Origin of the sequence: Martelella endophytica (genome assembly GCF_000960975.1) — a bacterium.
Classification (GTDB): domain Bacteria; phylum Pseudomonadota; class Alphaproteobacteria; order Rhizobiales; family Rhizobiaceae; genus Martelella; species Martelella endophytica.
Map to the genome: position 1 here is coordinate 3,810,713 of NZ_CP010803.1, position 25,348 is coordinate 3,836,060.

Genomic DNA, 25,348 nt, shown 5'->3' on the forward strand with positions numbered 1-25,348 from the left:
CTTGCGCTTCTTTAGCCTTTCTGCAGCGAAACAGTGTGCGTGAGGCTTTTTCTGTGGCAGATAGCGCAGCGTCGATTGAGAGGCTTTACGGCCCATCGATGACTGATGCCCTCGGAGTGCGGTCGTGCTACCCTCCAGAGGGAATGATCAGGTTTATCCTGCAAGAAGAAAAGGTGGGTCTCATGGGAAACAATAACGGGGAGGCAACTGGCCTGCGCCACTGGTATCGCAGCCTGTCGCTGAGGGTCTGGCTTTCGGTCGGCATGGCGGCTGCGATGATACCCTTCGTGTTTCTCTCGCTTTATGGCTTCACCGTCTACCGCAACGACATCGCCGAGCCTTTCCGCAATGTCCTCAATGCGCAACACCAGGTTCTCGTGCCGCTTGAACGCATCCAGTCGTCGCTCTGGGACATCTCGGCGGGCGTCATTGACTTTGCCGAGGAAGGTGACGAATCAGACCGCATAAATTTCGAGGCAACGGAACGCGAGATCACCGGCGAACTGAAGGAGCTCGAGGATGCTGCCGATCAGTTCCGCATCTACCGACCGCTGCTCGAGAGCATCGAGCAGGAATGGGGGCAGCTGATTGAAGCCGCGGCGGCGGTCCAGGCACCTGATAGCCCGATCAGCGATCCCGCGTTGCGCCGCTTCGAAGGCGTGATCGCCGAAACCGCCCGCCGCATGGGCGCCCTTGCCGAGGAAGTCAGGATCGACAGCGAGAAGAGCCACCGCGATGCCCTTGCCGCGATGCGCCGTTTCGACATCTTTGCCGCAACGGCGGGCGTCTTCGCCATCCTGTTCGCCGCGATCGGCATCTACATCATCGACCGGGCGCTGATCGCCAGTACCGACAAGCTCGTGGCCGGCGCGATGCGCTTTGCCGCAGGCGACCGGGAGCGCGAGATCGACGTGCAGGTGCCGCCGGAGCTCGCCTCCGTGGCCGACGCCTTCAATGTGATGACCAAGCAGATCATGCGCCAGGAGCGCGCGCTCGCAACGGCCGCAAGCACCGACAGCCTCACAGGACTTGGCAACCGTCGCGAATTCGACCGCGTGCTGGCCGATCAGATCGAAACCGCGCGCGATACCAGGCAGCCTTTCGCACTGCTGATGCTCGACCTCGATTTCTTCAAGAAGTTCAACGACGAGAACGGCCATCCGGCCGGCGACAGTGCGCTCGTGCAGATTTCCGAGGTGATCGCAGCCAGCGCCCGCGAGAGCGATCATGTCTTCCGTTATGGTGGCGAGGAATTTGCCATGATCATGCCGGCCATGCGCCACGACCGCGCGATCGCCGCCGCCGAAAGGCTGCGCAAGACGGTGGAGGATACCTCGATCATCCTGCCGAACGGCGAACACCGGGGCATCACCGTCAGCATCGGCGTCATGGTCTATGGCGCAGACGGCTCGCAATCCGAGGTGCTCGGCATGGCTGACCGGGCACTCTACGAGGCAAAGACGGGTGGCCGCAATGCGGTGAAGGTCGCCAGCTGAAGGGTCGCAGGTGAGGCAAAGGACAGTGTGGGGGAGCGTGTCATGCACAGGCATGCGGAGGTTGCGAACGCAATACTCGAAACGGCACCCCTGCCACGCTGAACTTACTGCCGGGGCTTTTCTGCCGTGCAACCTTCCGCTGGTCCGGTTCTAGCTGCAGAACGTTACTGCTTGGTTAGCGAACGCGAATAAAGACGTGAATACTCGCACTTGGCCACGAAAAAATCACCGCCCTGCCCGCTGTCAGCGGCTTCGGGCGATTCCATTCAGGCCGGAAAGCGGATAGACTTGACGAACGACAGAATAAGCCGCTGCGGACCGGCTGTGGCGGCAGATCGGGAGGATCGGGCAAATGAGGGCGCTACTGGCTGCGGCGGCATGTGTGGAGGTTCTTCTCGCATCAGCGGCGCTCGCCGATGAGACCGAGCCGCAATGCGGCACGGTGACGGAAGCGGAGCTCAACTGGGCTTCGGCCGGCATTGCCGCCTGGGTCGACAAGCTGATCATGGAAAATGGCTACGGCTGTACGGTCGACCTCGTCGAAGGCAATACCGATTCGACCCTTTCCTCGATCACCAGCGAAGCCACGCCGGACATTATTCCGGAATTCTGGTACGAGGGGGCGTCGCCCGAACTTGACGAGGCCGTCGCCGATCAGCGGGTTGCATTTGCCGCTGCCCTTCTCAGCGAAGGCGGTGTTCAGGGCTGGTGGATGCCGAAATTCCTGGCGGACGCCAACCCCGAGATCACCACCGTTCAGCGGGCGCTCGATCATCCGGAGCTGTTTCCCGGTCCCGATGGCTCCTCCGACGCGACCGTCTACAACTGTCCGCCCGGGTGGACCTGCCACATCTCGACCGAAAACCTGTTTCGCGCGCTCGGCGGCAAGGACAAGGGCTTCACCCTGCTCGATGCCGAAAACGGCCTCGGTCTCGAGCAATCGATTGCCCACGCCTTCGAGGAGAAGGTCGGCTGGCTCGGCTACTATTGGGCGCCGACGGCGATCCTCGGCAAATACGAGATGGTGAAGCTTTCTTTCGGCATCGAATTCGACAAGGGCGAATGGGACCGCTGCACCATCGTCCCCGATTGCCCGGATCCGAATCTGAACGCCTACCCCGTTTCCGCCGTCTACACGCTGGTGACGGGTGAGTTCGTCTCCGCGCACCCGGCGTTGATGGACTATCTCAATGCCCGTTCGTGGGACAACCGGACGATCAGCAGCGTGCTCGCCTGGATGGAGGACAATGACGCCAACAACGAAGCTGCCGCCCGCTACTTCCTTGAGAACCACCCCGAACTGTGGAAATCATGGCTCCCGGAAGATGTTGCGGCAAAGGTCGACGCGGCGCTCTGATTGCATCGTAGCCGGTGAACCCCTATATTGGCCCTGCGCCGGAAAGCGCGGACGGTGCTTCAAGGGCTTCAAGGGTGGTCTTTGCAGCACCAGCCACTCATGGCCCTGCCGGGCAAGCAACAGGGCGGACGCCTCTTTGTCTACGAATCGTCCGCTTTTGCCCCGCAACGCCTTTCCGGCGCATTTTCCGGCCCGCTGAACATGACCGAGCCCCATCTGACCTGTCTCATCCTCGGCGGCGCCCGATCCGGCAAGTCGCGCCATGCCGAAGCGCTTGCGCGCGCCGAAGCCGGTACCCTGCACTACATCGCAACCGCCGAGGCGCATGATGCCGAAATGGCGGCCCGGATTGCCAGGCACCGCGAAGACCGCGGCGATGGCTGGGTGACGCATGAGGTGCCGATCGCGCTTTGCGACCAGCTCGAGCGTTTTCGCGCAGATGATCGGCCGGTCGTTATCGTCGATTGCCTGACGCTGTGGCTCACCAACCTCATTCTCGGCGACCACGATGTTGCCGCTGCCGGCGACAGGCTGGCGCGTGTGGTCGATCGTGTCCGCTATCCGCTCTTCATCGTCGCCAACGAGGTCGGGCTCTCGATCGTGCCGGAAAACGCGCTCGCGCGCCGATTCCGCGACGAGGCCGGACTTTTGAACCAGAAAATCGCGGCAGTCGCCAGCCGGGTGCATTTCGTTGCTGCTGGCCTGCCGCTGGTGCTCAAGGGGCCTACATCGTGAGCCAGCGATAGAGCGGGTTTGCCGGATCGAAGAACACCTTGGCGGCCATGGCGAGGCTTGAAAGCGCCAGCAGCGGCCGGATGATCTTTGCGCCGTTGCGCATCGCCACCTTCGAACCCGCCTGCGCGCCCAGAAACTGGCCGACGCCCATGACCAGGCCGAGCTTCCAAAGGATGGCGCCGCCGGCGAGAAAGATCACGAATGCCCCGACATTGGAGGAGAGGTTCAGGAACTTGGTCCTGGCCGTCGCCTTCAGCAGGCCGAGACCGCCAAGGGTGACGAAGGCCAGCATGAAGAACGATCCCGTGCCGGGCCCGAAGAGACCGTCATAAAAGCCGATGGCCGGGACGATCACCGCGGCAAACAGGACTGTCGACATGCGCTGATGGCGGTCGCTGTCATCAAGACCGCTGCGCAGCGCGAAATAGAGGCCGATGCCGGCCAGAAGGAAAGGCAGCAGCGCCCGCAGCGCTTCGCCCGGCACCAGCGAAGCGGCCACCGCTCCGAGCGCCCCGCCAATCAGCGCGAGCAGCGCCATCGGCCATTGCGTGCGCGGATCGACGCGACCACCCCGCACATAGGAGATCGTTGCCGAAGCAGCGCCGAAAATGCCCTGCAGCTTGTTGGTGCCAAGCGCTTGCAGCGGCGGCACGCCGACAATCAGCAGCGCCGGAATGGTGATGAGGCCGCCACCGCCGGCGATCGAATCGACGAAACCGGCGGCAAAGGCGACGAAAAACAGGATGGTAAACAGCTGCAGACTGGCTTCGAACACGGACGGAACCCTTGCGTCTCGCCCCGGCGGCGAACGGTTTTCTTTTACCGCCCGATCGTGTAGGCCGGTGGCGGGCGGTGTTTCTACCGCGAACATTTTCAAGATCAGGATTCGCTTCCATGCACAAGGTAATTTTCGATACAGACCCCGGCATTGACGACGCCATGGCGCTTCTCTTCCTGGAGCGCCATCCGGATATCGATCTCCTCGGCATCACCTCGGTTTTCGGCAACGCTTCGGCCGACACGACCACGCGCAATGCACTCTTCCTGAAGCGCGAATTCGGCATTGCCGCCCCTGTCGCCCGCGGCGCCGATGTCACCTATGACGCGGCCCGGCCGATGGCCCCCTGGCCGACGGTCGTTCACGGCGTCAACGGGCTTGGCGATATCGAGATGCCGGAGACGATCGACGACGTGCCGCTCGACCCACGCCCGGCCTGGCAGTTCATCGTCGAGACCGTGCGCGCCAATCCCGGCGAGGTCGAGATCGTGGCCGTCGGCCGCATGACCAACCTTGCTCTGGCTCTGGCCCACGACCCGGAAATCGCCGGCCTCGTGAAGCAGGTCGTCGTCATGGGCGGCTCGTTCGAGAAGAACGGCAATGTGACGCCGGCCGCCGAAGCCAATATCCATGGCGACCCGGAAGCCGCCGATGCCGTGTTCACCGCGCCCTGGAAGGTCGTCATCGTCGGCCTCGACGTCACCATTCAGACGGTGATGACCCGTCGCCAGATGAAGGACCTCGCCGCGCGCGGCGGCCCGCACCTCGAACTTCTCGCCCGGATCTCCGATCCTTATATCGACTTCTACAGCCTTCAGGTCGAAGACGGCATGGTGGTGCATGATAGCTGCGCCTGCGTCTATGTCGTGGCGCCGGAACTCTTCGGTCTGCGTCCCGGTACGGTACGCGTCGTCTGCGGCGGCATTGCCGATGGCCAGACGATCCAGAAACCGTCTGCCCAGTTCTTCCCGCCGAGCCCCTGGGACGACCTTCCCGAACAGCAGGTGGCAATGACCATCAAGCCCGTCGAGGTGGTCGATCTGGTGGCAAAGACGCTGGTGCCCTGAGCGCCCGCAAGGAACGACAATAAGTCGACCATGGATGGCGCCGGTGACGGCGCCATTTGTTTACCCTGTTTCCAGTAACGCGTTGCCCGTAACTCTTCCCCGACATAGTCTTTGCACCAGGATTGATGTTGATCGGGGGACCGCATGCGATCAGTACTGGCATTTCTGTTGATGTTACTTGTGGTGGCGCCGTCCGCCGAGGCCGCCCGCAAATCCGGGGAAGCAATCTTCGATGCCGGCACGCTGGTTGCTGCCGTCAGCCTTGAGACACAGACGATGAAGGTGATCGTCGACGGCTACGAGCGCTATGTCTGGCCGGTTTCGACCGGCGCCGGAGGCTATGCCACGCCGAAAGGCATCTATGGCGCCGAGTGGCTTTCGAAGCACCACAGATCGACAAAATATAACGGCGCACCAATGCCTTATGCGATCTTCTTCTACCATGGCTACGCCGTGCATGGCACGGATCAGCTATCGCGTCTCGGACGCCCTGCCTCTCATGGCTGCGTGCGCCTCGATCCTGAGAACGCCGCCATCCTCTTCAGCCTCGCCCAGAGCATGGGCCTCGACCGGATGACCGTCGTCATCGGCGATTGACCGGCGGCCGCTTGCCGGCACATCTATTCCGAAAGAGCGGGCCCGGTGACCATGTCGCCGGGCTTCAAATCGTAAGCCTTGGCCTCACCACCGCCAAGTTCGAGGACGTAACGCACCGGTTCGTCCGAGGCGATGATGCGCTCCGAACGGGGTTCGGCATTCTCGTGATAGCCGGCGACCGAGCCATCCGCCCTGATGAAAACCATGTCGAGCGGGATCAGCGTGTTCGCCATCCACATGCTGACGGGCTTGTCGGTTCCGAACAGGAAGATCATGCCATGGTCCTCGGCAAGCTCGGTGCGGTACATCAGGCCGCGCTGACGCTGCGCCGGGGTCTCTGCGACCTCGACGACGATGTCGTGGTCGCCGGACGCAGTATGCAGCGTGAGTTCCGATGACGGGAAGTGGACCGGCTCCTGGGCACCAGCGGCGGCCGTCAGGGTGAGGAAAGCAAAAGCGGCGATCAGTGGTTTCATGGCGGGCATCGACCCTCTCCTCTTGCGCTTCGGAAGCCCTATCGCGGCCCGGCGCAATTCAGCTTGAATGATGGACTGGGGGGAAGATACGACACTCGGCGGCGGTTCGGCCAGAGGTCAGTGCGTCCGGATAACCGGGCCGGGATCGTCGGGGTGAACCTCGGCCGCCATCAGGCCCTTGGGGCCATTGCCGAAGCGCACCAACAAGGTCTGCCCCTGTCTGAGCTCGGCGATACCGAAGCGCCGCAGGGTCTCCATGTGGATGAAGATGTCCTCTGTGCCCTCGCCGCGGGTGACGAAGCCGAAGCCCTTGTCGCGGTTGAACCACTTGACGATGACCCGCTCGAGACCGCTGGTCGGCTCGACCTGGACATGGGTGCGCACCGGCGGCATGTCGGAGGGATGAACGGCGGTCGATTGATCCATCGACAGCACGCGAAAGGCCTGGTAGCCGCGGTTGCGCTCCTGCACGAGGGCAACGACGCGCGTGCCTTCCAGAATGGTCTGGTACCCGTCGCGCCGCAGGCAGGTGATGTGCAGCAGCACGTCGTCCATGCCGTTGTCTGGGACGATGAAACCAAAGCCCTTGGCGACGTCGAACCATTTCACATAGCCGGTGATCTCGATGAACGGGCCGGAATCAAGGCCTGCATCGTCGGCGGTCGACTGCCTGTCTGCCTGTGACCTCTCGGCCATACTGCCCCGCTCCTTGAAATTCCCCGACTGCGAATTAACTGATTCTGGGTTGCAGGATAGCATTGTCTCGGCGGGTCCCTGCAAGTGATAAACGCGTTCTTCACAGTTTGCAGGCCGCGCAGGCCCGGTTATATCCAAAGAGCTTTTTCAAAACCGACAGGGAAACACCATGCATTATCTCCACACCATGGTCCGCATCACGGACATCGACGCCTCGTTGAAATTCTACTGCGACCTGATGGGCCTTCAGGAAGTCCGCCGGATCGACAACGAGAAGGGCCGCTTCACGCTGATCTTCCTCGCTGCGCCGAAGGACCTGGAAAAGGGCGATGGCGAGCATGTGCCGAAGCTGGAGCTGACCTATAACTGGGATCCGGAAGAATACAGCGGCGGCCGCAACTTCGGCCACCTCGCCTATCGCGTCGAGAACGTCTACGATTTCTGCCAGAAGATGGCCGATGCCGGCGTCACCATCAACCGCCCGCCCCGCGACGGCAACATGGCCTTCATCAAGTCGCCCGACGGTATCTCGTTCGAAATCCTGCAGCAGGGTGATCCGCTGCCGCCGCAGGAGCCGTGGGCCTCGATGCCGAACACCGGCAGCTGGTAACAAAGCTAGCGCCGCGAGACCCGTTTTCGCGGCGCTTTTCTCCGCTGAAATCAAACCGTTAAAGCGATGCCTTGAAGGCCGCCTTGCGTCCGTCATTTTTTTGCATAAATCACGGTTTTACACTTGCGGCAAATCTGTTGCCTGACTATAAGGCGCCCAGCGAACAGCACGCGCCCTTCGTCTATCGGTTAGGACGCCAGATTTTCATTCTGGAAAGAGGGGTTCGACTCCCCTAGGGCGTGCCATTCCTGCCGGCTGAAAGGCCTTCGGGACGGAAGCTGAACGTAAAATGGCGGCCCGCCTCGGCGGTTCGTCGCACGCGCGCCCTTCGTCTATCGGTTAGGACGCCAGATTTTCATTCTGGAAAGAGGGGTTCGACTCCCCTAGGGCGTGCCACTTCTATCTTCTGCCTGACGGCAACCAGTCCCTGTCAAACCAGAGATGGCTTCCGCCAGAGCGTGGAAAGCGCGCAAGCGTTCACCCATGCGCCCTTCGTCTATCGGTTAGGACGCCAGATTCTCATTCTGGAAAGAGGGGTTCGATTCCCCTAGGGCGTACCAGGTCGTCTCAACGAGGCTCCGCCGCATCGATGATGCGCAGCTGCACCCGCCGCCTTCCCTGATAGTAGTCCCCTGACAGCGATCCTGCGACATGCAGCCTGCGGCCGCGCGCTGAAAGCAGCATCTCACCCAGCGGCTTGTCGGCCGCCCGAAAGGCGATGCCATCGAGATGCGCGCCCTCGGGGCTTTCAAGCGTCACCTTCACATGCCCGCCCGTGCCAATCACGCGGGCATCGCGTAACTTGTGCGCCGGCACGGCGAAGACCGGCTGTGGATGGCCGGAGCCATAGGGGCCGGCCGCCTCGAGCCGGTCGATCAGATCCAGCGTCGCCCCCGAGGCCGACAGCGCGCCATCGACCTTCAGCACCGCGTTCACCGCAAGCTGCTCGACCTGCTCGCGCGCATGCTCCTCGAAGAAGGCCCGCAGGCCGGAGAGCTTCTCGCGCAGCACGGTGATGCCGGCTGCCATGGCGTGGCCACCGCCCTTCACCAGAAGCCCCTCCTCCACCGCCATGCGCACGACCCGGCCAAGGTCGAAGCCGGCGATCGAGCGCCCTGATCCTGTGCCCCTGCCATTGGCATCGAAGGCAATCGCAAAGGCCGGACGGCCAAAACGATCCTTCAGCCGCGAGGCCAGCAGGCCAACGACGCCCGGATGCCAGCCCTCGCGAGCGGTGACGATGATGCCCGCGCCGCTGCCATCGCCGAATTCGGCGACCGCATCGGCTTCCGCTTCGGCCAGCATGGCGGTCTCGATCACCTGCCGTTCCCGGTTCAGCTGGTCGAGACGTTCGGCAATCGCATCCGCCTCCTCGCCGGCTTCCACCGTCAGGAGCCGGCTTCCGAGCGCGGCATCCCCAATGCGGCCACCGGCATTGATGCGCGGGCCGATGAGGAAGCCGAAATGGTAAGGCGTCACCGGACCGGCCAGACCCGCCCGCTTGAACAGGGCGGCAAGGCCGGGATTGGAGAGCGACCGCGCAACGATGAGCCCCTTGACCACATAGGCACGGTTCAGCCCCTTCAGCGGCACCACATCGCAGACAGTCGCCAGCGCGACGATATCGAGCCAGGCCAGCAGGTCGACGCGCCCGGCGCGCAGGTCGCCCGCCTGTCGCAGCGCCCTAAGCGTGGCCACCAGCACCAGGAACACGACGCCGGCCGCGCAGAGATGTCCCTGCCCCGACAGATCGTCCTCCCGATTCGGATTGACGAGCGCCGTGCACTCCGGAAGCTCGACACCGACCTGATGGTGGTCGATGACGACGACATCGATGCCGCGCGCCTTGGCGGCTGCGAGCGATTCGTGGCTGGTCGAGCCGCAGTCCACCGTCACGATCAGCTCCGCCCCGGAATCGATCAGCGTGTTGATGGCGCGCGGATTGGGGCCGTAACCCTCGAAAATGCGATCCGGAATATAGATTTCGACGGGAAGGTCGAAGGCCTTGAGAAAGCGATACATCAGCGCCGACGAGCAGGCGCCGTCGACGTCATAGTCGCCGAAGATCGCGACCCGCTCGCTATTGCGGATGGCGGCCGTCAGCCGCGCCACGGCGGCCGCGCAATCGGTCATCACTTCGGGATCTGGCATCAGGTCGCGCAGCGTCGGGTCGAGAAAGGCAGGCGCCGCGTCGACCGGCACGTCACGGCCGGCAAGCACCCGCGCAATCAGTTCGGAAATGCCATGGGTCTGCGCCATCGCGAGCGCCCGGTTCTCGCCCGCGGCGCCAAGCCGCGGTATCCACCGCAGGTCGCGGGCAGAACGTTCGACCCCAAGGAAGGCGCGCGGCTGCGCTGGTTTGCTGGCGAGGTTGTCCGTCATGCCACTCCCGGCTCTGGCATCTGGCAGGAATCCGGACCACACCGATGAGATCCGCCAGGCGGCCCATGACCGGCGATGGCTCCGGAACGATATCGATCCTGTTTAGCGCCAACGATACGGTGCTGTCACTGCCAAGTTTCACGCGACCAGCTGCCCGCGCCTTCAGAGCGCCTGCCACATCAGCCAGGCGAAGACGGACCAGAAGAGGAGTGATGCGGCGACAATGGCAGCCAGCCCCCAGCTTCGGCCGCGGCCGTTCGCGCCACGACGGACGCCTTCCCGCTTTCCCGGCTCGCCGTAAGCCCTGATCACCTTGTGCATCCGCATCACTCACCCCGCTTTGGCTCCGACCCTTCGGAGCCGGGAAGGCATATGCCGCCCCGCGCGTGAATGACCGATGAATACCCCGTTCAGGGTTTTTCGATGCGGATGACCTGCGGCTTCTTGACGATGTAGCCGTCGCTTTCCATCGCATTGACGGCATCGCGCACCGACTGCTCGGTGGTGGCGTGCGTCACCATGATGATGGTCTTCGTCGGGGCCTCGCGATCGCCGTTTGTGGAATGCTGGACAATCGATTCGAGCGAGATCTGGTTGTCCGCCATGCGGCGCGCGATCGCGGCGATCACGCCGATCCGGTCTACGACGCGCATGCGGATGAAATAGCCGCCTTCGTGGCTGCGCATGCGGGCGCGCTTGTAGGGCTCCAGCGTCTTGGCCGGCCGGCCGAGCGCCGGCACGGTCTGTACACCGGGCTGGGACTTGGCGATATCGGCAATGTCGCCGAGCACGGCAGACGCCGTGGCATCGCCGCCCGCACCGGGACCGACCATCAGCAGATCGCCCAGAATATCGGATTCGAGCGCCACCGCATTGGTCACGCCGTCGACCTGCGCGATCACCGTGTCGTGCGGCACCATGGTCGGATGGACGCGCTGCTCGACGCCACCCTCGGTGCGCTGGGCGACGCCCAGGAGCTTGATGCGATAACCAAGCTCTGCCGCGGCGACAATGTCTTCCTGCGTGATGTTGGAAATGCCTTCCATATAGATGTCATCGCAGGAAATCTGGCAGCCGAAGGCGAGCGAGGTCAGGATGGCAAGCTTGTGCGCCGTATCGTTGCCCTCGATGTCGAAGCTCGGATCGGCCTCCGCGTAACCGAGCCGCTGCGCCTCCGTCAGGCAATCCTGGAACGACAGCTTCTCCTTCTCCATCCGGGTCAGGATGTAGTTGCAGGTGCCGTTCATGATGCCGTAGATGCGCGAAATCGTGTTGCCAGTGAGCGACTCGCGCAGCGCCTTGATCACCGGAATGCCGCCGGCAACCGCCGCTTCGAAGTTCAGCAGCACGCCCTTTTCCTCGGCAAGTGCCGCAAGCGCCACGCCGTTTCGCGCCAGAAGCGCCTTGTTCGCCGTCACCACATGCAGGCCGCGCTCGAGCGCCGCCGTCACCGCGCCGCGCGCAGGCTCGCCGGCGCCGCCGATGAGTTCGACGAACACATCGATATCGGCATTCCTCGCCATGTCGAGCGGATCATCGAACCATGTCATGCCGGAGAGGTCGACGCCGCGGTCCCGGGTTCGGTCGCGCGCCGAGACGGCTGTGACCTCGATGGCGCGGCCGCAGGAAATCTCAAGCTTCTCCTGCCGTTCGCGGATGATACGCACAAGCGAGGCGCCGACGGTTCCAAGACCGGCGACGCCGATTTTCAAGGCATCTGCCATGGGGGTATCCTAGTGCCCGATTTCAAGTCGCGCGGCTTCAAACGGCCGCGCGGCTTCTTTTAGAGCGGATTCCGGGCAAAGGAAACATTCGGATGCGAGGATTTTTCGCAAGCCGCGGCAAGTCGCCGGCTACCCGAGCGTTCAGCGCCGGCCGTTCAGCGCAACGACATTACCGGGCACCGGTTCGGCGGACGCCAGGAACCGCTTGAGGTTGCGACCGGCCTGGCGGATGCGGTGCTCGTTTTCGACCAGCGCGATACGGACATGATCATCGCCCTGCTCGCCGAAGCCGAGACCCGGCGCAACGGCGATATCGGCCTTCTCGATAAGCAGCTTGGAGAACTCGACCGACCCCATCGAGGCGAAGGCCTCGGGGATTTTCGCCCAGGCGAACATCGTCGCTTCCGGCGGCGTGACATCCCAGCCGGCCTTTCCGAAACTGTCGATCATCACGTCGCGGCGCTTCTTGTAGATGGTGCGCACTTCCTCGATATCCGAACCGTCGCCATTCAGCGCCTGCGTTGCGGCAACCTGGATCGGCGTGAAGGCGCCGTAGTCGAGATAGGATTTGACGCGGGTGAGCGCCGAAATCAGCCGCTCGTTACCGACCGCAAAGCCCATGCGCCAGCCCGGCATCGAAAACGTCTTCGACATCGAGGTGAACTCGACCGCGACGTCCTTCGCCCCCGGCACCTGAAGCACCGATGGCGGAGCCTCATTGCCGAAGTAGATTTCGGCATAGGCGAGGTCGGAAAGCACAATGATTTCATGCTTTCGCGCGAAAGCGATGACATCGCGGTAGAAGTCGAGGCTGGCCACATGCGCCGTCGGATTCGACGGGTAATTGAGGATCAGCGCCAGCGGCTTCGGGATCGAATGCTTCACCGCCCGCTCGAGCGGCGCAAAGAAGCTGTCATCGGGTTCGACCGACATCGAACGGATCACACCGCCGGCAATCAGGAAGCCGAAGGCGTGGATCGGATAGGTCGGGTTGGGGCAAAGGATAACGTCACCGGGCGCGGTGATCGCCTGCGCCATATTGGCAAAGCCCTCCTTGGAGCCAAGCGTCGCCACGACCTCGGCATCGGGGTTGAGCTTCACGCCGAAGCGACGGGCGTAATAGGCAGCCTGGGCGCGGCGCAGGCCGGGAATGCCCTTGGACGAGGAATAGCGGTGGGTGCGCGGGTCCTGGACCACTTCGCACAGCTTGTCGACGATCGACTGCGGGGTCGGAAGATCAGGATTGCCCATGCCAAGGTCGATGATATCGGCGCCCGCCGCTCGCGCGCTTGCCTTCAAACGGTTGACCTGTTCGAAAACATACGGCGGCAGTCGCCTGACCTTGTGGAACTCTTCCATTTTCTTCCTCTTTTGGAATGTGGGATCGTCTCTCTATAATCGAAGGAACCCCGAAACGAGAGAGAAATCTCGGCGCTCGACGCAAGATTCCTCCTCCCATGCGACATTTTTGCGGCAAAAACCCTGATAATTGGTTTATGCGGATGCCTTATGGGTCCGGCGTCTTGGCCAGCGCGTTGAGTTCGGTGGTCATGGAGCTGATCTGATCCGGCGTCAGCTGCTCATAGGCGGCGGTTCCGGTGTTGCACACATCCGGATTGCCGCAGCCATTCGCGCAGGCCGAAAGCCCGGCAAGCGAGGCGGTGAGTGCGAATGCGAGAACGAGCCTCATGAGCGGAACCTTTCACTGATGACCGGCCGGAAGATTGCCTTTTTTGAGGCGCCGCAGCAAGCCTTGCCTTCCGTCGCCGCAAACGGCATGAAGAGGCCATGCTGTTCGATCCCCCGCTCATACCCGCCCGCCTGATAAAACGCTACAAGCGATTTCTGTTCGATGCGGTGCTCGAGGAAAGCGGTGAGACGATCACCGGTTCCTGCCCCAACACCGGCTCCATGCTCGGCCTCACCGATCCCGGTTCGCGCATCTTCCTCTCCCGCAATGATGACGGCAAACGCAAATATCCGCATCGCTTCGAACTGATCGAGGCGGACGGCACCACGGTCGGCGTCAATACCGGCCTGCCGAACCGACTCGCAGAGGAAGCGATCGCCGCGGGTCTGATTTCCGATTTCGCGGACTATCCGATGCTCAGGCGCGAACAGAAATACGGGCAGAAAAGCCGGATCGACCTTCTGCTCTCCGCAAATGACCGGTCCGACCTTTATGTCGAGGTGAAGAATGTCCATTTCATTCGCACGCCCGGCGTTGCCGAATTTCCGGATACCGCCACGGCGCGTGGCGTCCGCCATCTTGGCGAGCTTTCGGCCATGGTCGCGGCTGGACATCGTGCTGCGATGGTCTATCTGATTCAGCGCGGAGACTGCGAGAGCTTCAAAATCGCAAGCGATCTTGACCCCGTCTATGCGGCGGTGTTCAACTCGGCAATGGCAGCGGGGGTCGAGGCCTACGCCATAAAATGCACGGTGACCCGTGACAGCATCGCGCCACATGCTAAAGTGGCAATCGATAACATGTAAGCGCTTCTGCGCGAACGGTAAGAAACAACATGGTGACATATATCGATGCGGCGAAAGCGCCGCTGAAGAACGACGGTTCCATCCGGCTCTATGACGCGGAGGCGTTCGAGCGCATGCGCGAGATTTGCGGCATCACCGCGCGCTGCCTCGATGGACTTGCCGACCTCATCGTCCCCGGCGTGACGACGGACGCGATTGACCGCTTCGTGCTGGAATTCGGCCTCGATCACGGCGTCTACCCCGCCACACTGAATTATCGCGGCTACAAGTATTCGAGCTGCACCTCGATCAACCACGTGGTCTGCCACGGCATGCCGAATGCCAAGCCGCTGCGCGAAGGCGATATCGTCAATGTCGATGTCACCTATGTGCAAGACGGCTGGTATGGCGATTCCAGCCGGATGTACCCGGTCGGCCAGATCAAACGTGCCGCCGAACGCCTGCTCGAAGTCACCTATGAATCGCTGCTGCTCGGTATTGCCGCGGTGAAGCCCGGCGCCCGAACCGGCGCGATCGGCGAGGCGATCCAGACCTATGCAGAGAACGAACGTTGTTCGGTGGTGCGCGATTTCTGCGGACACGGCGTCGGCCGCCTGTTTCATGACACGCCCAACATCCTGCATTACGGGCACGCGAACGAGGGGCCGGTGCTGAAGGAAGGCATGATCTTCACGATCGAGCCGATGCTGAACCTCGGCAAGCCGCATGTGAAGGTGCTGTCCGACGGCTGGACGGCGGTGACCCGCGATCGGTCGCTCTCGGCACAATACGAGCACTGCGTGGGCGTGACCAAGGACGGCTGCGAGGTCTTCACGCTTTCGCCCGGCGGGCTTGACCGACCGGGGCTTTGAGAAAAGACGGGGTTCCATGGCGCGAAAACCGGCAGCACGGGAGGACGGCACGGATGGCGCCCCAGGCGCCGCGGACGAACGCCTGTTCTTTGCCGACCAGCAGCCGGAACAAACCTTTGGCGAGCGCCGCAAGCACGAGGAGCCGAGCCACTATCACGGTCACCGCGACAGGCTCAGGGCCCGCTTCCGTGATAGCGGTGCCAATGCGCTGGCAGACTATGAAATCCTCGAACTTCTGCTGTTCCGGCTGATCCCCCGGCGCGACACCAAGCCGATTGCCAAGGCGTTGATCGATCGCTTCGGCTCGCTTGGCGGCGTCTTCGGGGCGCCGGCGGAACGGCTGCAGGAAGTGCCCGGCATCGGCGAGGCCGTCGCCTTCGACCTCAAGCTCATGTCGGCGCTCGCCCAGCGCAGCCTCAAGAGCTCGCTGAAGGACCGGCCGGTGCTCGGCTCCTGGTCCTCGGTCATCGACTACTGCACTGCGGCGATGGCGCATGAAACCCGCGAACAGTTCCGCCTCCTGTTGCTCGACAAGCGCAACAAGCTGATCGCTGACGAAATCCAGGGGATCGGCACGATCGACCACACACCCGTCTACCCGCGCGAAGTGGTCAAGCGCGCGCTCGAACTCTCCGCGACCGCCATCATTCTCGTCCACAACCATCCGTCAGGCGATCCGACGCCGTCGCGCGCCGATATCGACATGACCAAGATGATCATCGCCTCGGCGGCTCCGCTTGGGATCACCATCCACGATCACATCATCATCGGCCGCGACGGCTATGTCAGCTTCAAGGGTCAGAAGCTGATCTGACCCCTCGGGAGGCGGCCGGAGGCTTAATGAAACCATCACAATCCGACGATAGGACCGGTATCGCGCCGCAAAAACTTTCCGCCGTCGGGACGGCCCGACGGTTTTCATTTCGCCTGCAAACGTATTAAGACTGTCACGAGCGCCCGAGGCATCGGGCACTTCAAGAACCAAATCGGGGTAGTTTTCATGGATTCTTACGATCTGGTCGTGATCGGCAGCGGACCGGCTGGCCGCCGCGCCGCCGTTCAGGCCGCCAAGCTCGGCAAATCGGCTCTCGTCATCGACAAGGGCTCGCAGGTGGGCGGCGTTTCGGTTCACACCGGCACCATTCCCTCCAAGACGCTGCGCGAAACCGTGCTGAACCTCACCGGCTGGCGCGAGCGCGGCTTCTACGGCCGCTCCTACCGCGTCAAACACAAGATTACCGCCGACGACCTGCGCGCCCGTCTGATCAAGACGCTCGACTACGAGATCGATGTTCTGGAATGGCAGTTCGAGCGCAACCGCGTCGACCAGCTCCGCGGCTTTGCCCATTTCGTCGATGCCCACACGATCGAGATCGAGAAGGACACCGGTGAAATCCAGCGCGTTCATGCCGAAGCCGTGCTGATCGCCGTCGGCACCCGCCCCTATCGCCCGCCGAACGTTCCCTTCGACGGCAAGACGGTGATGGATAGTGACGAACTGCTCAACATCCCCGAAATCCCGCGCTCGATGATCGTCGTCGGCGCCGGCGTGATCGGCATCGAATATGCGACGATCTTTTCGGCGCTCGACACCCAGGTGACCGTGGTCGAGCCGCGCGACACCATGCTCGATTTCATCGACCGCGAGATCCGCGACAATTTCGCCGCACAGCTGCGCGACCGGAACGTCAAGCTGCTGTTCGGCTCCGGCGCCGACAAGGTCGAGAAGACCGACGAGAAGCGCGCCCGCGTCACACTGCAGAACGGCCGGGTGCTGATGGCCGAATCGGTGCTCTTCGCCGCCGGCCGCCAGGGCGCGACCGACACGCTGAACCTCGAGGCCGTCGGCCTTGCCGCCGACCATCGCGGCCGGCTGAAGGTCGACCCGATTACCTTCCAGACCGATGTGCCGCACGTCTACGCCGCCGGCGACGTCATCGGTTTCCCGGCGCTCGCCTCGACCTCGATGGAACAGGGCCGCATTGCTGCCCGTCACGCCGTTGGCGCCGCGGCACAGGAGCCGCCCCAGTACTTCCCCTATGGCATCTATGCCGTGCCGGAAATGTCGACCTGCGGCATGACGGAGGAAGAGGTGCAGGAGCGCAGCATCCCCTATGAATGTGGCGTCGCCTTTTTCCGCGAGACCTCGCGTGGCCACATCATGGGCCTGCAGAACGGTCTGCTGAAGCTGATCTTCTCGCTGAAGACCCACCGCCTCCTCGGTGTCCACATCGTCGGCGAAGGCGCCACCGAGCTGATCCACATCGGCCAGGCCGTGCTGAACCTGAAGGGAACCGTCGAATATTTCGTCGAGAACACCTTCAACTATCCGACGCTGGCCGAAGCCTACAAGATCGCCGGCCTCGACGCTCACAACCGCATGGCGATGCTCGAGGCCTCCAAAGAAGAGGAATAGGCGCTGCGGACGGCCATGTTCGAGGCCACCCTCAGGGACTGGCACCTGACCCGCGACGGGTCGCCGATCATCACGGCGACCGGCAGCCTGCTGCCGGTCATCGCCGACGGCGCTCCGGCCATGCTGAAGCACTTTACGGATCCTGAAGAGGAAGCCGGCGCCGCCCTGCTCTCCTGGTGGGACGGTGATGGTGCCACCCGCATACTCAGGCGGGCCGGCAGCACCATCCTGATGGAGCGCGCGACGACAGGCCGGTCCCTGGTCGACATGGCCGTTCCCGGCGCCGATGACGAGGCCTGCCGGGTGTTCTGCACCGTGGCCGGCCGGCTGCACCGCGACCGCCCTGCCCCGGCGCCAGCACTTCTGCCGCTCCGGCGCTATTTCCGTTCATTGCTGGATAACGTTTCCGAGGTGCCGATGCTGCAGCGGGCTGCGGTCGAGGCCGAACGCCTGCTTGCGGAACCAGCCGACATCCGCCCGCTCCACGGCGACCTTCATCACGGCAATATTCTCGATTTCGGTGCGCGCGGCTTTCTCGCCATCGACCCCAAGGGGCTCGTCGGCGAGCGGACCTTCGACTTCGCCAATCTGTTTTGCAACCCCGACATCGATGTCCCTGAAGCCCGGTTGGCGCGCGACCCGCAGCGCCTGGCTGCCCGGCTTGCGCTTGTCGCCGATATCGCCGGCCTCGACCCCGAACGGCTGCTGCGCGCGGTCATCGCCTGGTGCGGGCTTTCGGCGGCCTGGTTCATCGAAGACCGGAACCCGCTCGCCGAAATACCGCTCACCGTCGGGCAAGTCGCCATCGCCCGCCTCGACCGGGGCTGAGAAATGCAAAGAGCCCGCCGGATGGGCGGGCTCTGAACGTCTCGGTGCGACAGATGCGCTTATTCGGCGGCGCCGTCGTCGGCCTTCTTCTTCGGAGCGGCCTTCTTCTTCGGTGCAGCCTTCTTGGCAGCCGGCTTCTTCTCGGCAGCGGCTTCCTCAGCAGCGGCTTCGGCGGCAGGCGCCTCTTCCTTGGCTTCGGCCTTCTTCGGAGCAGCCTTCTTCTTCGGCGCGGCCTTCTTCTTGGCAGCCGGCTTGTCGTCGGACTTCACGGCTTCGACTTCGTCCTCGTCGTCAGCCATCAGCTCTTCCTTGGAAACGGTGACGTCCTTGACGTCGATGTTTTCCAGAAGATGGTCGACAACCTTTTCTTCGAAGATCGGAGCGCGCAGCGAAGCGGCGGCACCGGGGGTTTCGCGGAAGAACTTCAGGATTTCCTGCTCCTGACCCGGATACTGGCGCATCTGGTCGTAGAGAGCACGCTGCATTTCTTCTTCGCCAACCTCAACGCCGGCCTTCTCACCCATTTCGGAGAGAACGAGGCCGAGACGGACGCGACGCTCGGCGAGCTTGCGATAGTCGGCGCGGGCTTCTTCCTCGGTGGTGTCTTCATCCTCGAAGGTCTTGCCCGAACGCGACAGGTCGGCATTGACCTGACGCCAGATGTTCTCGAACTCGGCCTCGACGAGCGATTCCGGAGCTTCGAACGTGTACTGGCTGTCGAGCTGGTCGAGGATCTGACGCTTGACCTTCTGACGGGTGAACTGGTTGTACTGGCCTTCGATCTGCTCGCGAACCAGGTTGCGCAGGCGCTCGGCGGATTCGAGGCCAAGCTTTTCTGCCAGTTCGTCGTTGATCTCGAGTTCGCCGGCACTCGCAACTTCCTTGACGGTGACGTCGAAGGTGGCTTCCTTGCCGGCGAGATGGGCGGCCGGATAGTCTTCCGGGAAGGTGACCTTCACCTGCTTCTCATCGCCAGCCTTGGCGCCGACGAGCTGCTCTTCAAAGCCCGGAATGAACCGGTTCGAACCAAGCACGAGCTGGGAATCGGTATCGGTACCGCCGTCGAAGGCTTCGCCGTCGATCTTGCCGACGTAATCGATGGTGACGCGGTCGCCGTCGGCGGCCTTGCCCTTCTTGGTCTCGTATTCGCGGGCATTCTCGGCGATCGCCTTGACCTGCTCCTCGACTTCCTCTTCGGAAATCTCGACAACCGGACGCTCGACCTTCAGGCCGTCGGTCGGCTGCAGTTCGAAGGTCGGCAGGATTTCGTAGGAGACGGTGAATTCGAAATCGGCTTCACCTTCGAGAACCTTGTTGGCCTCGGCCTCGTCCTCGGTCATGTCGATCTTCGGCTGGCCTGCGGCGCGCTCGCCACGGTCGTTGATCACGACCTGCGGCTGCTGCTGCAGCGTCTCGTTGATGATCTCGGCCATGATCGACTTGCCGTACATGCGCTTCAGATGCGACAGCGGAACCTTGCCGGGACGAAAACCGTTGATGCGGACCTTGTCCTTGGCGTCTGCGAGGCGCTCGTTCATCCGCGCCTTGAGATCATCCGCAGGAACTGTGATCTTGATTTCGCGCTTCAGCCCTTCGGCGAGCGTTTCGGTTACCTGCATATCCATACCTTCATTTCATCTCGGCCCACGGGCCGTGTGGTTTCATGCGCACAAAAGGCCGGCGAGGCCGGGCGCGACTTCATGCAATATCCTCGGCATTTTGGCAAGCTTTTGAACACTTGGGCAAAATGGCGCTCGGGCGGCCGTTTTGTCGAGGCGCGACAACGCCGGTTTCGGCGCCCGGAAAGCGGCTTGGTGCCCCCGGCAGGATTCGAACCCGCGACCCTCTGATTACAAATCAGATGCTCTACCAACTGAGCTACAAGGGCATTGGCCATGCCACCTAGCAGATTTGCTCCGGCTGTAAAACGAAAAAATGAGCGGTTTCGCGCGTATTTTGAAAGCTTAGCGCAAGTTCATTCCCACCCGGGGCTTGCAAAACCGGCCCGCCTCGGGTGATCTGCCCCCGCAGATCATCTGGCGGCCAACGGATTCTTCATTATGTCCAAAGCATCACCCTCTCTCTGCTTCACGGCGTCGGAAGCAGAGGACGCCCAGAAAGCCCTCGGCGAACTTACCGCCCGCTACGGCAATGTGCCGGCAGAGGAGGCAGACTATATTGTCGCGCTCGGCGGCGACGGCTTCATGCTGCAGACGCTGCACGAACTGATGAACTCCGACACGGCCATCTACGGCATGAACCGAGGTTCGGTCGGCTTCCTGATGAACGAGTACTCTCTCGAAAACCTGCATGAGCGGCTTGAGGCCGCCGTGGTCAATCGCCTGCGCCCGCTGCGCATGACCACGGAGAATGCCGACGGCACCTCGTCCATTGCGCTTGCCATCAACGAGGTTTCGCTGCTGCGCCAATCGCACCAGGCGGCCAAGCTCAGGGTCAATGTCGATGGCAGGGAGCGGCTGCCGGAACTTGCCTGCGACGGCATTCTCGTCGCCACGCCGGCGGGCTCGACCGCCTACAATCTCTCCGTCCACGGTCCGATCATTCCGCTGGAAGCCCCGCTCCTCGCCATCACCCCGATCAGCGCCTTCCGCCCACGCCGCTGGCGCGGCGCGCTTCTGCCGAACAGTTCTGTGGTCGATATCGAAGTGCTGGAACCGGAAAAGCGCTGGGTCAACGCCTTTGCCGACCACACCGTGGTCGAGCACGTGCTCAGGGTCCGCATCGAGCAGGACCCGGAGGCCCGCGCCAAGGTGCTCTCCGACCCGAACCGCTCCTGGTCGGAACGGATTCTGGCCGAGCAATTTTCCGACTGAGTGCGTCATCGCGCACTTGAACAGGATCAAGGACAGAAGCAGCCATCGGCGCGAAGATAACCTCTTCCGTTTTCAGCGAAGAACGGATGACGGAGGCTGCAATGCGTGGCTGGAGGACGCCGATTTATCTGTTGGCATCGCTCATTGTGGTGGTGCTGCTCGGCGGCGGGCTGTGGTTCGGAAGCCAGATGCTCAAGGTCAGGGAGATATTCGCGGCCAACGAGACCCTCAAGGAAGAAGGGTATTATCTGGCGCCCTTCGAATTCGAAATGCTGAGCATCTCCTATTATCTTGACACCGGAGCCTACCGAAAGGGACTTACGGCGCTCAACCGCGTGCACACCGAAATGACTGACCGTGGAGGCCTAGTGAAAGTGCCCGTCTTCGAAACTCCGGACGAAGAACTGGCATTCTACCGAAGGCTCCAGAACCCACTAACCGGCGCCTTCTATCCCAATGACACCGACCCGCCTGTCGCTTTTATCGGAGTGACGGCCAATATGATCAATCTCATCGAAAGGCTCTCACTGGAGGCCGACAGACCGTTTTCGCTTCTCTACCCGCTCAACTTTCTGGAAAGCATCGCTACGCCCGAGACGCTTGAGGCCATGCTCGATGACGTTTCCCGCGTCGGCTGGGTCGGCAGGCTGATCAAACCGGCCTTCGTCAGTGCGATAGAGCTGCAGGATCTGATCGAGCAGGACGAGCGGCTCGGATTCTATGGCTTCTCCGAAGACTGGAAACACGCATTCTATCAGTGGTTCTATGACAATCAGGACCCCGAGACCGGTCTGTGGGGGCCCCGCGATCGTTATACCGGCGCCATGCTCGGTGGCGGCGACATCGGCGATAGCGGAAAAATCATCAAGATGTTCGTCGACACCAACGGCAACAACATTCATGCCGATATGCCGCTGCGCTACACGGATCGCATCTTTGCCTCGGCCATCAGCCGACTGTCCACACCCATTCCGGAAGCACCGGACCGGCTGCATCGGTGGATTCTCGATCAGGATCGCGGCTTTCGGTTCCTTACAAAATATGTCTGGAAGAATGCAACGCCTGCGCAAAAGGACACCGTGGCCGACCTGCTCGAACACTTCGTAACAACCCGGTTTTCGCTTTACTATCTTCCGAAGGACGGCGCCTTTTCCCTTTACCCCCATGCCGAACATCCAGACCTCGATGGCACGAGCGAGGCGGCGGGCATGCTTGACTATACCGGCGCCCTTTCGCCCAGCCGGCAGGCAGCGCTGTGGGGATCACCAGAGACGACGATCACGCGGCTCGAGCGTCGGACGGTTGCAGCGCTCGACGTCGAAGCGCTCGCGCCCATCGCGGACCGACCCGACATCATCTCCCTGCGGGTTTATGCCGAGGAGCCAACGGCGAATTTCACCGCGGACGTGATGGCGATATATTATCCCAGGCAGCCGCTCGTGCGCGACACTGTCGAGCTTGTCCAGCACTTGCGCCACTGGCTCGAGAAGACGGAGCAGACAATGGGCAACTGGGGAACGCGGGACGGCATAATGGAACGCCTGTCGGCCATAGACATTCCCCTCTCGACGCCAACTTACGGGCCTGGCAATTTCGCCGCGCTCAACGCCACCCTTGAAGAAAACAGGCAACTCGTCGCCATCGGCTTCGACACGCTCCAGGTGCCACGCTACCTCGCCACCTTTGAAAAAGCCGGCGCCGGCACTCAGAAGCCATAAGTGTCGCGGTTAAGTGCCGCCCATTGCAGCAGGACCACCGTCTTGGCATCGGCAATCTTGCCGGAAGCGACCATCGCCATCGCCTCGTCGAGCGTGAAGGCCACGAGTTCGATATCCTCATGCTCGTCCGCGAGCCCGCCGCCATCGCCGATCCGCATGCTCTCGTCCGCGATCGCGAAATAGCAATGCACGCGTTCGGTCATCAGGCCCGGTGCGGAGACAACCGCGCTGACCGGGATGAGCGTCTCGATCCTGTAACCCGTCTCCTCGCCCGCCTCGCGGATCGCCGCCTGTTCAGGCGTCTCGCCCGCGTCGATCAAGCCGGCAGCAGCTTCGATCAGGAAACCGTCGCCAAGGCCCGCAGCGTAGACAGGAACGCGAAACTGGCGGACCAGCACGAACTTTCCGAGGTCGCGGTCATAGACCAGCACGGCTGATGCTTCCGGGCGCATGCAGACCTCCCAGGAGCGCTCGGTTTCGCTGCCATCGGCCGCGCGGTAGCGGAATACATATTCCACGAGGGTGCTCCACCCCTTGTAAAGCGTCTTCGTGCTGAGGATCGAAACCCGATCGGTCGACATGAAAATTCCCTTTTTTGAAAAAGCGCGAAGCGGAAGCTCCGCTTGTAAACAAGCAACGACACTCATAATAAACGCAACGGCAAACGCAATGCGAGGACGCGATGAACTACCGACATATCTATCACGCCGGCAATTTCGCCGATGTGCTGAAGCATGCGGTTTTCGCCCGGCTCATCACCTATTCCCAGAACAAGGATGCCGCGTTCCGTATTCTCGATACCCATGCCGGCATCGGCCGCTATGACCTTGCCGGCGTCGAGGCGCAGAAAACCGGCGAATGGCAGGACGGCATCGGCCGGCTGATGGCCGCCGATATTCCCGATGAGATCGTGCCTCTGCTTGCCCCCTATATCGATACCGTGCGCGCACTGAACCCGGAGGGCGGTGTCACCACCTACCCCGGCTCACCGCTTCTGGCCCGCTCCCTGATGCGCAAGCAGGACCGGCTGTCGCTGATGGAGCTGCACGAGGCCGATTTCGAAACGCTGCACGCGCTCTTCGAGGGCGACCACCAGGTGCGGGCAACGAAGCTCGACGGCTGGCTGACGCTCGCCAGCCACCTTCCGCCGAAAGAGCGTCGCGCCATCATTCTGGTCGACCCGCCGTTTGAGAAGGAAGGCGAGTTCGAACGGCTCGTCGAGGGACTTGCGCGCGCCTACCGCCGCTTTGCCACCGGCACTTATTGCCTCTGGTATCCGATCAAGAAGGGTGCGCCGACCGACGCCTTCCACGCAGCGCTGAAGGGTCTCGGCATCCCCAAGATCATCGCCGCCGAACTCTCTGTCAGGAGTGGCGACGAGGGCCTCGCCGGCTCCGGCGTCATCATCGTCAATCCGCCCTATACGCTTGCGGCAGAACTCCATAAAATGCTGCCATTCCTGAAACAAACACTCGCCCAGGATCGCGCCGCCAGTTGCCGCGTCGTCACCATTGCCGGTGAGACCATCGAAACAGACTAAGGACCTCCAATGAAACTTCTCTGCGCGGCCGCTTCGCCCTACTCCGCCAAGGTGCGCATGGCGCTTCACCATGTCGGCGCCGATTTCGAGGAAATCCATGTCGCGACCGGCGACAATCCCGCCGATCTGCTCGATGCCAATCCGCTCGGCAAGATCCCGACGCTCATTACCGACGATGGGCTGACGCTCTACGACAGCCGCACCATCATGCATTATCTCGACGGCCTTGATGAGGAACGCTGGCTCTATCCGCGTTCGCCGGAAAAGCGCGTTCTCGTCGAGCGCATGGAAGCACTCTGCGACGGCATCTGCGATGCGCTGGTGCTCTGCGTCTACGAAAAACGCTTCCGCACACCCGAAACCTATCACCAGCCCTGGGTTGACCGGCAGTGGGACAAGGCCATGCGCGGCCTCGACTGGCTCGACGCCAACCCACCGGACTTCGGCAAGCGCCTGAATGCGGGGCACTTCGCACTTGCGAGCCTGCTCGCCTATCTGATGCTGCGCTTTCCCGGTGCCTGGGAGCAGCACCGCGTGCGCCTGACGCAATGGCCGGCCGCATTTGAAGAGCGGTTTCCCGAATTTCATGCGCTGAAACCGCAGGGCTGAGGCACGATCGCCATTTCATAATCGCGCCTTCGAGGCAGGGGCAGTTCCACAAGGTTAGCCGCAAAGCCACCAAACCCTCTCTCCCCGGCGGGGAGAGATCCCCCGAAGGGGGAGTGAGGGTCGGCCTTTCCGCTCGAG

General features: G+C 62.5%; 25 protein-coding genes and 4 tRNA genes. 18 read left to right on the forward strand and 11 right to left on the reverse strand.

Annotated features, from left to right (window positions below; all coding sequences use genetic code 11):
• Nucleotides 1-182: 182 nt before the first annotated feature.
• From TM49_RS22745 to cobU, 3 genes are all read left to right on the forward strand, one after another.
• A complete protein-coding gene (locus tag TM49_RS22745; protein ID WP_052699923.1) occupies nucleotides 183-1,496 on the forward strand; it encodes a GGDEF domain-containing protein in 1,314 nt (437 codons plus the stop codon).
• Between the two features lie 352 nt (nucleotides 1,497-1,848).
• Nucleotides 1,849-2,853, forward strand: a complete 1,005-nt coding sequence (locus TM49_RS17585; protein WP_045683165.1) for a glycine betaine ABC transporter substrate-binding protein — start codon at nucleotides 1,849-1,851, stop codon at nucleotides 2,851-2,853.
• Between the two features lie 201 nt (nucleotides 2,854-3,054).
• Nucleotides 3,055-3,588, forward strand: coding sequence for a bifunctional adenosylcobinamide kinase/adenosylcobinamide-phosphate guanylyltransferase (cobU, locus tag TM49_RS17590; protein ID WP_045685428.1), 534 nt, complete (start codon nucleotides 3,055-3,057; stop codon nucleotides 3,586-3,588).
• Here the strand turns inward: cobU and TM49_RS17595 are convergent.
• A complete protein-coding gene (locus TM49_RS17595; RefSeq protein ID WP_045683167.1) occupies nucleotides 3,578-4,363 on the reverse strand; it encodes a TSUP family transporter in 786 nt (261 codons plus the stop codon). The two genes, cobU and TM49_RS17595, sit on opposite strands and share 11 nt — an antisense overlap.
• 119 nt (nucleotides 4,364-4,482) lie before the next feature.
• Between TM49_RS17595 and TM49_RS17600 the strand changes: the two genes are divergently transcribed.
• Nucleotides 4,483-5,433, forward strand: coding sequence for a nucleoside hydrolase (locus tag TM49_RS17600; RefSeq protein ID WP_045683169.1), 951 nt, complete (start codon nucleotides 4,483-4,485; stop codon nucleotides 5,431-5,433).
• Between the two features lie 144 nt (nucleotides 5,434-5,577).
• A complete protein-coding gene (locus TM49_RS17605; RefSeq protein ID WP_045683170.1) occupies nucleotides 5,578-6,030 on the forward strand; it encodes a L,D-transpeptidase in 453 nt (150 codons plus the stop codon).
• Between the two features lie 23 nt (nucleotides 6,031-6,053).
• Here TM49_RS17605 and TM49_RS17610 read toward each other — a convergent pair whose 3' ends face one another.
• Nucleotides 6,054-6,515 carry a DUF192 domain-containing protein gene (locus TM49_RS17610; RefSeq protein ID WP_045683172.1) on the reverse strand — a complete coding sequence of 154 codons (462 nt, stop codon included), beginning with the start codon at nucleotides 6,513-6,515 and terminating at the stop codon, nucleotides 6,054-6,056.
• 108 nt (nucleotides 6,516-6,623) lie between these two features.
• On the reverse strand, nucleotides 6,624-7,202 hold the full coding sequence (locus tag TM49_RS17615) for a cold-shock protein (protein ID WP_045683174.1): 579 nt from the start codon (nucleotides 7,200-7,202) through the stop codon (nucleotides 6,624-6,626).
• Between the two features lie 169 nt (nucleotides 7,203-7,371).
• On the opposite strand from TM49_RS17615, the gene TM49_RS17620 reads away from it, so the two are divergent.
• The 4 genes from TM49_RS17620 to TM49_RS17635 all read left to right on the forward strand — a co-directional run bounded on the left by TM49_RS17620 (nucleotide 7,372) and on the right by TM49_RS17635 (nucleotide 8,372).
• The gene (locus TM49_RS17620; protein WP_045683176.1) at nucleotides 7,372-7,812 is read left to right on the forward strand and encodes a VOC family protein; all 441 of its coding nucleotides are present in this window, start codon (nucleotides 7,372-7,374) and stop codon (nucleotides 7,810-7,812) included.
• A gap of 170 nt (nucleotides 7,813-7,982) precedes the next feature.
• Nucleotides 7,983-8,057 (forward strand) — tRNA-Glu (locus TM49_RS17625).
• A gap of 76 nt (nucleotides 8,058-8,133) precedes the next feature.
• Nucleotides 8,134-8,208 (forward strand) — tRNA-Glu (locus TM49_RS17630).
• A gap of 89 nt (nucleotides 8,209-8,297) precedes the next feature.
• Nucleotides 8,298-8,372: transfer RNA gene (locus tag TM49_RS17635), tRNA-Glu, on the forward strand.
• 7 nt (nucleotides 8,373-8,379) lie between these two features.
• Here the strand turns inward: TM49_RS17635 and recJ are convergent.
• The 5 genes from recJ to TM49_RS17655 all read right to left on the reverse strand — a co-directional run bounded on the left by recJ (nucleotide 8,380) and on the right by TM49_RS17655 (nucleotide 13,608).
• Complete coding sequence (gene recJ / locus TM49_RS17640; RefSeq protein ID WP_045683178.1) at nucleotides 8,380-10,194, reverse strand: single-stranded-DNA-specific exonuclease RecJ; 1,815 nt, start codon at nucleotides 10,192-10,194, stop codon at nucleotides 8,380-8,382.
• 162 nt (nucleotides 10,195-10,356) lie between these two features.
• Nucleotides 10,357-10,521, reverse strand: coding sequence for a hypothetical protein (locus tag TM49_RS23695; protein WP_158498659.1), 165 nt, complete (start codon nucleotides 10,519-10,521; stop codon nucleotides 10,357-10,359).
• An 83-nt stretch (nucleotides 10,522-10,604) separates the two neighbouring features.
• On the reverse strand, nucleotides 10,605-11,918 hold the full coding sequence (locus tag TM49_RS17645; protein ID WP_045683179.1) for a homoserine dehydrogenase: 1,314 nt from the start codon (nucleotides 11,916-11,918) through the stop codon (nucleotides 10,605-10,607).
• Nucleotides 11,919-12,059: 141 nt separating this feature from the next.
• Nucleotides 12,060-13,277, reverse strand: a complete 1,218-nt coding sequence (locus TM49_RS17650; protein ID WP_045683181.1) for an LL-diaminopimelate aminotransferase — start codon at nucleotides 13,275-13,277, stop codon at nucleotides 12,060-12,062.
• A 148-nt stretch (nucleotides 13,278-13,425) separates the two neighbouring features.
• Nucleotides 13,426-13,608 carry a hypothetical protein gene (locus TM49_RS17655; RefSeq protein WP_045683184.1) on the reverse strand — a complete coding sequence of 61 codons (183 nt, stop codon included), beginning with the start codon at nucleotides 13,606-13,608 and terminating at the stop codon, nucleotides 13,426-13,428.
• Between the two features lie 98 nt (nucleotides 13,609-13,706).
• Here TM49_RS17655 and sfsA point away from each other — a divergent pair, with 98 nt between their 5' ends.
• From sfsA to TM49_RS17680, 5 genes are all read left to right on the forward strand, one after another.
• Nucleotides 13,707-14,414 carry a DNA/RNA nuclease SfsA gene (gene sfsA, locus TM49_RS17660; RefSeq protein WP_045683186.1) on the forward strand — a complete coding sequence of 236 codons (708 nt, stop codon included), beginning with the start codon at nucleotides 13,707-13,709 and terminating at the stop codon, nucleotides 14,412-14,414.
• Between the two features lie 29 nt (nucleotides 14,415-14,443).
• Nucleotides 14,444-15,265 carry a type I methionyl aminopeptidase gene (gene map, locus TM49_RS17665; protein WP_045683188.1) on the forward strand — a complete coding sequence of 274 codons (822 nt, stop codon included), beginning with the start codon at nucleotides 14,444-14,446 and terminating at the stop codon, nucleotides 15,263-15,265.
• 16 nt (nucleotides 15,266-15,281) lie between these two features.
• Nucleotides 15,282-16,079, forward strand: a complete 798-nt coding sequence (gene radC, locus TM49_RS17670; protein WP_045683190.1) for a RadC family protein — start codon at nucleotides 15,282-15,284, stop codon at nucleotides 16,077-16,079.
• 186 nt (nucleotides 16,080-16,265) lie between these two features.
• Nucleotides 16,266-17,681 (forward strand): Si-specific NAD(P)(+) transhydrogenase, encoded by a 1,416-nt coding sequence (gene sthA, locus TM49_RS17675; protein ID WP_045683192.1) that lies wholly within the window; start codon nucleotides 16,266-16,268, stop codon nucleotides 17,679-17,681.
• A 15-nt stretch (nucleotides 17,682-17,696) separates the two neighbouring features.
• Nucleotides 17,697-18,509, forward strand: coding sequence for an aminoglycoside phosphotransferase family protein (locus tag TM49_RS17680; RefSeq protein WP_045683194.1), 813 nt, complete (start codon nucleotides 17,697-17,699; stop codon nucleotides 18,507-18,509).
• A 59-nt stretch (nucleotides 18,510-18,568) separates the two neighbouring features.
• Here TM49_RS17680 and tig read toward each other — a convergent pair whose 3' ends face one another.
• Both tig and TM49_RS17690 read right to left on the reverse strand, forming a co-directional pair.
• Entirely contained in the window at nucleotides 18,569-20,128 is a 1,560-nt protein-coding gene (gene tig, locus TM49_RS17685; RefSeq protein WP_045685430.1) for a trigger factor, read from the reverse strand.
• Nucleotides 20,129-20,321: 193 nt separating this feature from the next.
• Nucleotides 20,322-20,397, reverse strand: a tRNA-Thr gene (locus TM49_RS17690).
• A gap of 172 nt (nucleotides 20,398-20,569) precedes the next feature.
• Here TM49_RS17690 and TM49_RS17695 point away from each other — a divergent pair.
• Nucleotides 20,570-21,343, forward strand: coding sequence for an NAD kinase (locus tag TM49_RS17695; RefSeq protein WP_045683196.1), 774 nt, complete (start codon nucleotides 20,570-20,572; stop codon nucleotides 21,341-21,343).
• A gap of 152 nt (nucleotides 21,344-21,495) precedes the next feature.
• Nucleotides 21,496-23,061, forward strand: coding sequence for a hypothetical protein (locus TM49_RS17700; RefSeq protein WP_144409605.1), 1,566 nt, complete (start codon nucleotides 21,496-21,498; stop codon nucleotides 23,059-23,061).
• On the opposite strand, the gene TM49_RS17705 is transcribed toward TM49_RS17700, so the two are convergent.
• A complete protein-coding gene (locus tag TM49_RS17705; RefSeq protein WP_045683199.1) occupies nucleotides 23,049-23,642 on the reverse strand; it encodes an NUDIX domain-containing protein in 594 nt (197 codons plus the stop codon). The two genes, TM49_RS17700 and TM49_RS17705, sit on opposite strands and share 13 nt — an antisense overlap.
• A 101-nt stretch (nucleotides 23,643-23,743) precedes the next feature.
• Between TM49_RS17705 and TM49_RS17710 the strand changes: the two genes are divergently transcribed.
• Together TM49_RS17710 and TM49_RS17715 are read left to right on the forward strand one after the other, a co-directional pair.
• Nucleotides 23,744-24,601: a 23S rRNA (adenine(2030)-N(6))-methyltransferase RlmJ gene (locus tag TM49_RS17710; protein ID WP_045683201.1), complete on the forward strand. Its 858-nt coding sequence runs from the start codon at nucleotides 23,744-23,746 to the stop codon at nucleotides 24,599-24,601.
• A 9-nt stretch (nucleotides 24,602-24,610) separates the two neighbouring features.
• A complete protein-coding gene (locus tag TM49_RS17715) occupies nucleotides 24,611-25,210 on the forward strand; it encodes a glutathione S-transferase (RefSeq protein ID WP_045683203.1) in 600 nt (199 codons plus the stop codon).
• The last annotated feature ends 138 nt before the right edge of the window (nucleotides 25,211-25,348 follow it).

Bases quoted from the DNA above. Each gene is read 5' to 3' on its own strand.
- TM49_RS17605 (WP_045683170.1), top strand. From the start codon at position 5,578: ATGCGATCAGTACTGGCATTTCTGTTGATGTTACTTGTGGTGGCGCCG.
- TM49_RS17585 (WP_045683165.1), top strand. From the start codon at position 1,849: ATGAGGGCGCTACTGGCTGCGGCGGCATGTGTGGAGGTTCTTCTCGCA.
- TM49_RS17600 (WP_045683169.1), top strand. From the start codon at position 4,483: ATGCACAAGGTAATTTTCGATACAGACCCCGGCATTGACGACGCCATG.
- TM49_RS17705 (WP_045683199.1), bottom strand. From the start codon at position 23,642: ATGTCGACCGATCGGGTTTCGATCCTCAGCACGAAGACGCTTTACAAG.
- sfsA (WP_045683186.1), top strand. From the start codon at position 13,707: ATGCTGTTCGATCCCCCGCTCATACCCGCCCGCCTGATAAAACGCTAC.
- TM49_RS17650 (WP_045683181.1), bottom strand. From the start codon at position 13,277: ATGGAAGAGTTCCACAAGGTCAGGCGACTGCCGCCGTATGTTTTCGAA.
- radC (WP_045683190.1), top strand. From the start codon at position 15,282: ATGGCGCGAAAACCGGCAGCACGGGAGGACGGCACGGATGGCGCCCCA.
- TM49_RS23695 (WP_158498659.1), bottom strand. From the start codon at position 10,521: ATGCGGATGCACAAGGTGATCAGGGCTTACGGCGAGCCGGGAAAGCGG.
- TM49_RS22745 (WP_052699923.1), top strand. From the start codon at position 183: ATGGGAAACAATAACGGGGAGGCAACTGGCCTGCGCCACTGGTATCGC.
- cobU (WP_045685428.1), top strand. From the start codon at position 3,055: ATGACCGAGCCCCATCTGACCTGTCTCATCCTCGGCGGCGCCCGATCC.
- sthA (WP_045683192.1), top strand. From the start codon at position 16,266: ATGGATTCTTACGATCTGGTCGTGATCGGCAGCGGACCGGCTGGCCGC.
- TM49_RS17615 (WP_045683174.1), bottom strand. From the start codon at position 7,202: ATGGCCGAGAGGTCACAGGCAGACAGGCAGTCGACCGCCGACGATGCA.
- TM49_RS17715 (WP_045683203.1), top strand. From the start codon at position 24,611: ATGAAACTTCTCTGCGCGGCCGCTTCGCCCTACTCCGCCAAGGTGCGC.
- TM49_RS17645 (WP_045683179.1), bottom strand. From the start codon at position 11,918: ATGGCAGATGCCTTGAAAATCGGCGTCGCCGGTCTTGGAACCGTCGGC.
- map (WP_045683188.1), top strand. From the start codon at position 14,444: ATGGTGACATATATCGATGCGGCGAAAGCGCCGCTGAAGAACGACGGT.
- TM49_RS17655 (WP_045683184.1), bottom strand. From the start codon at position 13,608: ATGAGGCTCGTTCTCGCATTCGCACTCACCGCCTCGCTTGCCGGGCTT.
- TM49_RS17610 (WP_045683172.1), bottom strand. From the start codon at position 6,515: ATGCCCGCCATGAAACCACTGATCGCCGCTTTTGCTTTCCTCACCCTG.
- TM49_RS17620 (WP_045683176.1), top strand. From the start codon at position 7,372: ATGCATTATCTCCACACCATGGTCCGCATCACGGACATCGACGCCTCG.
- recJ (WP_045683178.1), bottom strand. From the start codon at position 10,194: ATGACGGACAACCTCGCCAGCAAACCAGCGCAGCCGCGCGCCTTCCTT.
- tig (WP_045685430.1), bottom strand. From the start codon at position 20,128: ATGCAGGTAACCGAAACGCTCGCCGAAGGGCTGAAGCGCGAAATCAAG.
- TM49_RS17710 (WP_045683201.1), top strand. From the start codon at position 23,744: ATGAACTACCGACATATCTATCACGCCGGCAATTTCGCCGATGTGCTG.
- TM49_RS17695 (WP_045683196.1), top strand. From the start codon at position 20,570: ATGTCCAAAGCATCACCCTCTCTCTGCTTCACGGCGTCGGAAGCAGAG.
- TM49_RS17680 (WP_045683194.1), top strand. From the start codon at position 17,697: ATGTTCGAGGCCACCCTCAGGGACTGGCACCTGACCCGCGACGGGTCG.